Origin of the sequence: Streptococcus sp. HMSC072D07, assembly GCF_001814835.1 — a bacterium.
In the GTDB taxonomy this organism is placed as follows: Bacteria; Bacillota; Bacilli; order Lactobacillales; family Streptococcaceae; genus Streptococcus.
In genome coordinates this window covers 1-521 of record NZ_KV818088.1, presented here as the reverse complement: position 1 = coordinate 521, position 521 = coordinate 1, and the positions used below count along the sequence as shown (strand labels likewise).

1 pseudogene is annotated in these 521 nt (G+C 52.2%); it reads right to left on the bottom strand.

Features of this window, described 5'->3' with window-relative positions:
- Positions 1-521: pseudogene (locus HMPREF2991_RS10495) on the bottom strand (cell division protein FtsK); the annotation flags it as partial.

The window sequence follows — 521 nt, the reverse complement described above, 5'->3', positions numbered from 1 at the left end:
ATGTGTTTCACCAAGGCCGTCATCTGCTCTTCTTTATCTGTTAGGTAGAGAAGATTGCCTTTAGCCAGGTTCCATATAACAGGTTCAACTGTCTCCAAGTCAAGTCCTAATGGCACAAGTCCGTGTTCATAGGCAGTCTGCACGCTTGCTCGGCTATAGAAGTCTTTCTCGGTCAACTCCTCTGGCACCATCGGGATGGCACTTGGGCGCTGTCCGGTCCAGGCTTCTTGGAGGGAAGCGACTGCTTGGCGCAGGTTGTTGAGGACTTGAGTATCATTGGCTCCATAAACTGGGAGAGCCAGCTGGATGACATCTACCTCTTCACGCTTCATAAGGGCACGTCCCTTGATGTCTTCCATGGTCATGGCAAGGGGCGTAGAGCCCACGATAGCTCGCACTTCACCTGCCTCATTCTGTGGTAGGCTCAACTGGTGCTTGAAGTTCGAGTAGAGTTGAGCACGAAGGTTGGTTTGACGACCGGCTGTCACTAAGAGGTGAACCCCGATACTGAGACCTTCACG